We start from the raw sequence: 8,621 nt of genomic DNA on the forward strand, positions 1-8,621 counted from the left end.
CCACATCCACTGCCGCTTCTGCTTCCGCCGCCACTACCCCTATGAGGAGACGCTGGGCGAGGACGCCTGGGAGGCCACGCTCGATTACCTGCGCCGCCACGAGGAGATCCACGAGGTCATCCTCAGCGGCGGCGACCCCTTCACCCTGTCGGAACCACAGCTGACCGCCCGCTGCCGCAATCTGGAACAGATCGAACATCTGCGCACCCTGCGGGTGCACAGCCGCACCCCCGTGGTTGCGCCCGATCTGGCGCCTTCCGGAAACTGGCTGGAATGGGCCGCCACCAGCCGGCTGCAGGTGGTGGTGATGATCCACTGCAACCATCCGGACGAGCTGGCCGAGGACACCGCTGACCTCTTCACCCGCTACCGGCAGGCGGGGCTGACGCTGCTCAACCAGAGCGTACTGCTCAGAGGCGTCAATGACGACGAGGCCGTGCTGGAACGGCTCAGCCACACCCTGTGGCAGCAGGGCGTGCTGCCCTGCTACCTGCACCTGCTGGACCGGGTGCAGGGCACGGCCCACTTCGAGGTGGACGCAGCCCGCGGACGGCAGTTGATAGAATACCTGCGCCGCCGCCTGCCGGGCTATCTGGTGCCAAGACTGGTGCGCGAGGAGCCGGGCGCACCGTCCAAAACCCCCGTGGAGGCCCCTTGAAGAACCTGATCAAACTGGCCATCGCCGCCGCACTGCTGCTGTTTCTCTTCCACGAGGTGGATGCCGCCCGGGTCTGGCAGACCATCGAACGGGCAAGCCTGCCGCTGCTGGCCGCCGCGCTGCTCATGCAGCTGTTCAGCCAGACGGTGGCTGCCTTCCGCTGGAAGCTGATCATGGACCGTCTCGACTTCCCCCACGGTTTCGGCTTTTACCTGCGCAGCTACTTCAAGGGGGCGCTGTTCAACCAAGTGCTGCCCACCAGCATCGGCGGCGACGCTTACAGAGTGGCCGAGGTGCACGCCCATGGCGCGCCGCTCAAGGAGGCCTTCTACGCCATCTTCATCGACCGCATCATGGGGCTGATCGGCCTGATCCTGCTCAACATTCTGGCGGTGGCCTGGGCGCCGAAAGACCTGTTTCCCGCCGTGCTGCTCTATACCCTGATCACCGTCACGCTGGCGGCGCTGGTGGGCTTCTTCACCCTGCTGTGGCTGCACCGGGTGCAGACCCTGCGGCGCTGGACGCTCACCCGCCTGCTGGCGGAACTGTCCGAGCGCTTTCACCGCGTCTATCGCCGTCCACGCGACATGGCCCTGCAGGTGGGCCTGTCCCTGCTGACTCACCTGCTCGGCATGTTCACCGTCTTCGGCATCGGGCATGCCGTGGGCATCGATGAGCCCATCGGCTTCTATCTGGCCCTCACCCCACCGGCCATCCTGCTGACGGTGCTGCCGATCACCTTTGCCGGCTGGGGCGTGCGCGAAGGGGCGCTGATCGCCCTGTTCCGACTCATCGGCACGCCTGAGCCTACGGCGCTGGCCATGTCGGTGCTGTATGGTATGATGCTGATCCTCGCCGCCCTGCCGGGCGTCTACTTTTACCTGACCTCCAGACACCGCTGGCTATGAACGTCGACACCATGCGCAAGGTGGACTACTGGCTGGGCATTCCGCTCACCGCCCTGTCCACCCCCCTGATCAAACTGGTCCAGCTGTTCACGGCACCCCGCCAGCCGGATACGCCCAGAAACATCCTGTTCGTGGAACTGTCCGAAATGGGCAGCACCATTCTGGCCGACCCGGCCATGCGCGAGGCGGCGGAAAAGTTCAATGCGCGGCTGCACTTTGTCATCTTCGCCAAGAACCGCCCCAGTCTGGAGCTGCTGGATACGGTGCCGCGGGAGAACGTCTTCACCCTGCGGGAAGACAGCCTGGTCAGCCTCATCGTGGACGCGCTGCGCTTCATCCGCTGGTGCCGCCAGCGCAACATCGACACCGCCATCGACCTGGAGCTGTTCTCCCGCGCCTCGGCGCTGCTGACCGGCTGGAGTTTCGCCCGGCGGCGGGTGGGCTTCCACAACTTCCACGGCGAAGGCCTGTGGCGGGGCGATCTGCTCACCCACAAGGTGCTCTACAACCCGCACATGCACATCAGCCGCAACTTCATGGCGCTGGTGCGCGCGCTGGAACAGCCGCAGCCGCAGGTGCCCTATACCAAGGTGGCCATCCACCCGGAAGACATCCGCCTGCGTCAGGTGGAGGTCACCCCGGCGCAGCAACAGGCCATGATTGAAAAGATTCAGGCCCGCGCGCCCGGCTTCGACCCGGAGCGCCACCGGTTGGCGCTGATCAACCCCAACGCCTCCGAACTGCTGCCCCAGCGCCGCTGGCCGCAGGACAACTACCGGCAACTGATGCAGCGGCTGCTGGCGCGCTACGATGACCTCTATGTGCTCATCACCGGCGCGCCCGCCGAGGCGGAAGAGGCCGAAGCGCTGAAAGAAAGCGTGGGCCATGAACGCTGCATCAACTTCGCCGGCGGCTGCAAGTTCGCCGAGCTGCCCCACCTCTACAGCGTCAGCACGGTGATGGTCACCAACGACTCCGGACCGGGGCACTTCTCCGCCATCACCCCGCTGAAGACCTTCGTGCTCTTCGGACCGGAAACCCCCGCCCTCTACGGCTCGCTGGGCAACAGCACCCCCATCTGGGCCGGACTGGCCTGCTCGCCGTGCGTCTCCGCGGCCAACCACCGCAAGACCCCCTGCACCGACCCGGTGTGCATGCGTGCCATCAGCGTGGACGAAGTGTTCGACAGGGTATGCGCCCATCTGGACGCCCCGGGCACAGACAGCGTATAACCCTGATTGACCTCACCTCCACACCTGCTGCCTGCCATCTTTGCAGGTGCCATTTTTAAGGCACGCATTACACTGCAAAACCTCAAAGAAAAATCAACGTTCCCACTCTTTTGCACACCTGAGAAAAAATTAATTTTTCTTTGAAGTTTTCCCTGTCGCCGGACACAAAAAAACCCGGCGCATGGCCGGGTTGTTCTGCTGTCCGGTTCGGTCCGCGCTTAACGCTTGGAGAACTGCGGACGACGGCGTGCCTTGTGCAGGCCCACCTTCTTGCGCTCCACCTCGCGGGCGTCGCGGGTCAGCAGACCGCGGGCGCGCAGCGCCGGACGGTTCTCTTCACTGTACTCCACCAGCGCGCGGGCGATGCCCAGACGGATGGCGCCGGCCTGGCCGGTGGTGCCACCGCCCTTGACGGTGATGTAGGCGTCAAACTTGCCCTCGGACTGCGTGGCCTCGAACGGCTGATTGATGATCATCAGATCGGTCTCACGGGCGAAGAAGTCTTTGATGTCACGACCGTTGACGGTCATCTTGCCGGTGCCGGGGCGCAGGAATACGCGCGCGACGGAGCTCTTGCGACGACCGGTTCCGTAGTACTGTTCAGTTGCCATGGATGTCACCTCTTATGCCTTGATTTCCAGGGGTTTCGGCTGCTGTGCCGCATGGGGATGTTCGCTGCCAGCGTAAACTTTCAGTTTCTTCAGCATGGCGCGACCCAACGGCCCGCGAGGCAACATGCCCTTGACGGCCAACTGAATCACACGCTCCGGAGAGCGCTGGATCATTTCCTCGAAAGTGAAGGTCTTGAGGTTGCCCACATAACCGGTGTGGCGATAGTACTTCTTGTCCTTGCGCTTCTTGCCGGTCACGGCCACCTTCTCGGCGTTGATCACGACGATGTAGTCGCCGGTGTCGACGTGCGGGGTGTACTCGGGCTTGTGCTTGCCGCGCAGACGCGCCGCGATCTCGGCGGCCAGACGGCCCAGCGTCTTGCCTTCCGCATCGACGATGTACCAGTCGCGCTTCACTTCCTCGGGTTTTGCAACGAATGTCTTCATTTCGGTTTCCTGAAATTTGTGCTCAAATCCAATCAACGGCCCGCAGGCCACCTGACGTTAACGGGATGTCGGGGAAAGGATTTGCAAGCCGGCAATTATACCCGACCGATTTTCACATGGCAAAACGTTTGCGCATCCTCCATCCGTCACACTTGTTCAAGCCTTATCGGGCCAAAACCCCGATAAAATGGCGCGAAACACAACCATGGAGCCTCTCATGCCGCTGTCTCTGCGCCCGTTGCCGTCCGTTCTGCTGCTGCTTTCCATCCTGCTGCTGAATGCCTGCAGCAGCTACCCCATGGGCATGAGCGAAAAGGAGTGGAAGGCGCTGCCGCCGGACAAACGCGCCGAACTGCTCAAGCTGGCGGCGAAACAGAAGCACGAGGAAGAGCTGGCCCGCCTGCGCGCCGAGGAAGCGGAAGCCAAGGCGCGCGCCGAGATCGAAACCGCCCGCCAGCAGGCGCTGGCCCGTCTCTACAGCCGCCTGCGCTACGGTGAAGTGCTCAATCTCAGCATGGAAGGCGGCGAAGGCTACTTCTACCGCTACCGGCCCATCATGCCCAACAGCTGGCTGCTGACCATCGGCACCACTCAAAAGCTGCAGCTGCGCAGCGACCGGGGGGATGTCATCGACCTGTGGGCCCGCTACGCTCCCGGCAAGCTGCTGCTGTGTTCGGTAAAACCCGGACGCGAAGACTACGACGTGAACGCCTGCACCGTGCTCATCGACCATTTCTGGGATCGGGGAGAGCGCCGCCGCATCAATGTGCCGCGTCCATGGAACCGCAAGAAGCCGCTGCTGCGCAATGTCAGCGTGTGGCTGCGCTACGCACCGTTGCGCTCATCCGGCCGCTACTGTGACTGAGGCGGCAAGATAGAGCTGCCACAGTCCGAAACCGGCCACCAGCGCGCCGGCCAGCCGCTGCAGCCACACCTTCTGTGCCAGACGGGTGAAATAGAAGGCAAACACGCCCATGAGCATCAGGTTGGGCAGCGTGCCCAGCCCGAAGGCCGCCAGCAGCGCCGCCCCCTGAAGCGCCCCGCCGCTGGCAAGCGCCCATACCAGCATGGAATAGACCAGCCCGCAGGGCAGCCAGCCCCACACCGCTCCATACAGCCACGCCTGCGGCAGGCTGCGCACCGGCGTCAGTTTCTGCGCCCAGGGTTGAATGCGCCGCCACAGCCGCCCACCCAGCTTTTCGATGGCAACAATGCCGCGCCAGACGCCTGCCAGATACAACCCCAGCGAGATCATGAGCAGGCCCGCGACCGCCTGCAACACCTGCTGCGCCGGCAGGAAGACAGCCAGATTGGTCAGGGAGGCTCCCAGCCATCCGAACAGCGCGCCGGCGACCGCGTAGCTGGAAATGCGGCCCAGATTGTAGGCCAGCTGATACAGCAGCGTGCGGGCGCGCGCCTGCTGCACGCTCTTCGGCAGACCGAAGGTGAGCGTCCCCACCACACCACCGCACATGCCCAGACAGTGCACCCCGCCGAGCAGCCCCACCAGCATGGCGCTTGCGAGCATCTCCCAGTTCACAGCAACCCTCCCGGGAGCCGGCGGAGGGAAAGCGCCTCCTGCACATCCACCGCTTCAATACGCATATGACCCGCCATGTCGGCCAGCGTGCGCGCCAGCCGCAGCAGGCGCACATAGCTGCGTGCGCTCAGCCCCAGCCGCTGCATGGCCTGCTCCAGCAGCGCCTTTTCCTTCGGCCCCAGCGCCGCATGCTGCGTCAACGCCGCACCGTCGAGCTGGCCATTGAAGCATCCCTGCCGCTCAAGTTGCCGCTGCCACGCCGCCGTCACCCGCGCCCGCACCTCGGCGCTGCTTTCCCCCGCCGGCAGGTGGATCAGCTCACCCGGTTCCACCGCCTGCATGGCGATGAAGATGTCGATGCGGTCCAGCAGCGGGCCGGAGAGCTTGTCCAGATAGCGGCGCACCTGATCGGGCGTGCTGCGGGATCGGGGACTGCCGGGCCAGTGCCCGTCAGGCGAGGGGTTGGCGGCGTAAAGCGTCACGTGAGGCCGGGCGGGAAAACGCACCTGGTTGCGCGCCCGTGCAAGATGCACCTCACCGCTTTCCAGCGGTGCCCGCAATGATTCAAGCGCATCGCGACGGAACTCCGGCAGCTCGTCCAGAAACAGCACACCCCGATGCGCCAGACTGATCAGCCCCGGACGTGGCGGCTGGCCGCCCCCCACCAGACCCGCCGTGGAGACGGTGCTCTCCCCTTTCAGATAGGGCGGCTGGAAGAACTGCTCCGGAGGGCGGGACCGACCGGCAACCGACCAGATGGCGGCCACCTCCTGCGCCGCTTCCAGCGACAGGGCCGGCATGAGCGTGGGCACCCGTTCGGCCAGCATGCTCTTGCCACAACCGGGCGGCCCCATCATCAGGGCGCCGTGACCGCCGCTGACGGCCACCTCCAGCGCCCGACGCGCCTGCAGCTGCCCCTTGACATCGGACCAGTCCACCGCGAACTGCGGCGCCTGTGGCGGCACAGGGTCGGGCGTGGACAGGGCACCCTCTCCCTGCGCCCAGGCCGCGATCTCGCTCAGGTGGCCGGCCCCCTGCACGGTCAGCGCCGGCAGCAACGACAGCTCCGGCAGGTTGTCAACGGGCACGCCCAGCGCTCTTGACTCTTGCAGGGCGGCCAGCCCCGCCGGCAGCACACCGCTGACCGGCCGTACCGCTCCACTCAGCCCCAGCTCTCCCAGCCAGGCCACCGGCGCGATGCGGTCCGGCGGCAGCTGTCCCGAAGCGAGGAGAATGCCCAGCGCAATGGGCAGATCGAAACGGCTGCCGCTCTTGGGCAGATCCGCCGGCGCAAGATTGACGGTGATGCGCCGTGCCGGCAGCTCGAAACCACAGCTCTGCAGGGCGCTGCGCACCCGCTCGCGACTCTCGCGCACAGCGCCTTCCGGCAGGCCGACGAGGGTGAAGCCGGGCAGACCATTGCCCAGATGCACCTCCACCGTGACCGGCGGCGCCTCCAGTCCGTTCAGGGCGTAGGTGTGGACGCGCGCGAGGCTCATTCAGTCCAGAATGTCCTTGTCGGCACCCGTCAGCACGTCGAGACGGCGCTCCAGCGCCTCCACCTTCTGGCGGGTGCGCCACAACACCTGCTGTTGCACCTCGAACTCCTCACGGGTGACCAGATCCAGATCGGACAGGGCCTTCTGCAATGCCAGGCGCAGGGCGTGGCGGGCATCTTCGGGCAGGGCCCCCAGATTGGGTGGCAGTTGCTGAAACACGCGGCTGATCACCTGGGCAATCTGATCCGGCTGCATGGGCTATTCCTTAATATTCCGGGTTGTTCTGTTAGTATATCTGAGTCCGGTTTTTCACATGGAGCAGTGGCCATGGCCATCCATTACGACGCCCTGGGAGACAAGAACCCGCGCGCCGAGCGCATCTTCGAGCAGGTGGTCGAAGCCCTCCGCGAACGTGACATCACCCCCAATGCGCTCAACTTTGCCGTCTGGTACGCCTATTTCAACGGCAACATTCCGGCGCTGAAGGCGGAAATGGATACCATTCTGGCCGACGACTACGGCTATCAGGACCGCTACGGACGCGAGCTGTTCGACAAGTACCTGCTGGCGGAGGACTCGGCGCTGGCCGATCTGGACCGGGCCCTGCGTCACCTGATGCAGTCACTGGCCCGGCGCATTGAACAACTGGCCCGGCGCATGGAAAAGCAGACACAGACGCTGAGCGAGGCCAGTGAACAACTGGCCCAGCCGCTGGATCAGGAGAGGCTCAACGAAATCACTCAGACGGTACTCAACACGGCCGAAGAACTCAAACAGGATACCGAACAGTTCGAGCGCACCATCCTCTCTTCCGCCGACGAGATCAAGCGGCTGCGCAAGGAGCTGCTGCAGGCGCGCATGGAAAGCATGCGTGACGAGCTGACCGGCCTGCTCAACCGCCGCGCCTTCAACGAGACCATGGCGGAACTGACGGTCGCCTACGAGGACCGGCCGGACCGGTTGCATCTGATCATGACCGACATCGACCACTTCAAGAAGTTCAACGACACCTTCGGCCACCTGACCGGCGACAGCGTGCTGCGCTACTTCGCCAAGCTGATGCTGAAGACCCAGCGGGAGAACGAGGTCATCTGCCGCTATGGCGGCGAGGAATTCGCCATCATCGTCAAGGACGACCCGCTGGAGCGGGTGAAGGAGCGGGCCGAAGAGCTGCGCCACAAGCTGACCCAGGCGCAGCTGAAGCGCAAGACCGACGCCAAGCATCTGGGTACCATCACCGCCTCCTTCGGCATCGGCCAGTTCCATGGCTCCGATGACACCATCGAGGCCTTCATCGAGCGGGCTGACAAGGCCCTCTACCTGGCCAAGAAATGCGGACGCAATCAGGTGCGCACCGAGTTCGAGGACAGCTGCGACTGAACCCGTCTCAGCCGCCGCCCTTGACGGCCCTGGGCACCCGCACCACCAGCACCCGTGCGCCGGCCTTCTGCAGCCGGTTGCGCAGCAGGTTCACCTTGAGCCGGTTGTCCAGCGGCGGCGTGCGCAGCTGGTAGTAGGTCACCCCATTCTTCTTGAAGCTGGCCAGCTGCAGCTGCTCGAACCCCAGGCGATGCAGCCGCGCCAGTTCCTTTTCCGCCTGTTCGCGGCGACGGAAAGTGCCCGCCAGCACCCGCCGCGGCTGTTCCAGCCGCACCGGCAGCGGCCTGGCGTCCACCTCCACCGTCATGTTGGGCAGATCCCGGTAGAAACTGAACTGGTCGATTTC

At 64.8% G+C, this 8,621-nt stretch carries 11 protein-coding genes; 5 read left to right on the forward strand and 6 right to left on the reverse strand.

Annotated features, from left to right (window positions below):
• From F8K16_RS01220 to F8K16_RS01230, 3 genes are all read left to right on the forward strand, one after another.
• Nucleotides 1-658, forward strand: a 658-nt coding sequence (locus F8K16_RS01220) for a KamA family radical SAM protein (RefSeq protein WP_294945826.1), incomplete at its 5' end; no start/stop codon positions are given.
• Nucleotides 655-1,566, forward strand: coding sequence for a lysylphosphatidylglycerol synthase transmembrane domain-containing protein (locus F8K16_RS01225; RefSeq protein ID WP_294945829.1), 912 nt, complete (start codon nt 655-657; stop codon nt 1,564-1,566). The genes F8K16_RS01220 and F8K16_RS01225, both read left to right, overlap by 4 nt.
• Complete coding sequence (locus F8K16_RS01230) at nt 1,563-2,798, forward strand: glycosyltransferase family 9 protein (protein ID WP_294945832.1); 1,236 nt, start codon at nt 1,563-1,565, stop codon at nt 2,796-2,798. Before F8K16_RS01225 ends, F8K16_RS01230 begins: the two co-directional genes overlap by 4 nt.
• A 218-nt stretch (nt 2,799-3,016) precedes the next feature.
• Here F8K16_RS01230 and rpsI read toward each other — a convergent pair whose 3' ends face one another.
• Both rpsI and rplM read right to left on the reverse strand, forming a co-directional pair.
• Nucleotides 3,017-3,409: a 30S ribosomal protein S9 gene (rpsI, locus tag F8K16_RS01235; protein ID WP_294945834.1), complete on the reverse strand. Its 393-nt coding sequence runs from the start codon at nt 3,407-3,409 to the stop codon at nt 3,017-3,019.
• A gap of 12 nt (nt 3,410-3,421) precedes the next feature.
• The gene (gene rplM, locus F8K16_RS01240) at nt 3,422-3,856 is read right to left on the reverse strand and encodes a 50S ribosomal protein L13 (RefSeq protein ID WP_294945837.1); all 435 of its coding nucleotides are present in this window, start codon (nt 3,854-3,856) and stop codon (nt 3,422-3,424) included.
• A gap of 217 nt (nt 3,857-4,073) precedes the next feature.
• Here rplM and F8K16_RS01245 point away from each other — a divergent pair, with 217 nt between their 5' ends.
• Entirely contained in the window at nt 4,074-4,721 is a 648-nt protein-coding gene (locus F8K16_RS01245) for a hypothetical protein (protein WP_294945840.1), read from the forward strand.
• Here the strand turns inward: F8K16_RS01245 and F8K16_RS01250 are convergent.
• The 3 genes from F8K16_RS01250 to F8K16_RS01260 are packed head-to-tail and all read right to left on the reverse strand — an operon-like array spanning nt 4,698 to nt 7,150.
• On the reverse strand, nt 4,698-5,396 hold the full coding sequence (locus F8K16_RS01250) for a sulfite exporter TauE/SafE family protein (RefSeq protein WP_367122693.1): 699 nt from the start codon (nt 5,394-5,396) through the stop codon (nt 4,698-4,700). The two genes, F8K16_RS01245 and F8K16_RS01250, sit on opposite strands and share 24 nt — an antisense overlap.
• Nucleotides 5,393-6,895 (reverse strand): YifB family Mg chelatase-like AAA ATPase, encoded by a 1,503-nt coding sequence (locus tag F8K16_RS01255; protein WP_294945843.1) that lies wholly within the window; start codon nt 6,893-6,895, stop codon nt 5,393-5,395. The genes F8K16_RS01250 and F8K16_RS01255 overlap by 4 nt, the downstream gene beginning before the upstream one ends.
• Nucleotides 6,896-7,150, reverse strand: coding sequence for an accessory factor UbiK family protein (locus tag F8K16_RS01260; RefSeq protein WP_294945846.1), 255 nt, complete (start codon nt 7,148-7,150; stop codon nt 6,896-6,898).
• A gap of 72 nt (nt 7,151-7,222) precedes the next feature.
• On the opposite strand from F8K16_RS01260, the gene F8K16_RS01265 reads away from it, so the two are divergent.
• Complete coding sequence (locus F8K16_RS01265; protein WP_294945849.1) at nt 7,223-8,275, forward strand: GGDEF domain-containing protein; 1,053 nt, start codon at nt 7,223-7,225, stop codon at nt 8,273-8,275.
• Between the two features lie 7 nt (nt 8,276-8,282).
• Here F8K16_RS01265 and F8K16_RS01270 read toward each other — a convergent pair.
• Nucleotides 8,283-8,621: SPOR domain-containing protein (locus F8K16_RS01270; RefSeq protein WP_294945852.1), on the reverse strand; the 339-nt coding region annotated here is incomplete at its 5' end.

The sequence above is a fragment of the Sulfurivirga sp. genome, from assembly GCF_015490265.1.
Classification (GTDB): Bacteria; Pseudomonadota; Gammaproteobacteria; order Thiomicrospirales; family Thiomicrospiraceae; genus Sulfurivirga.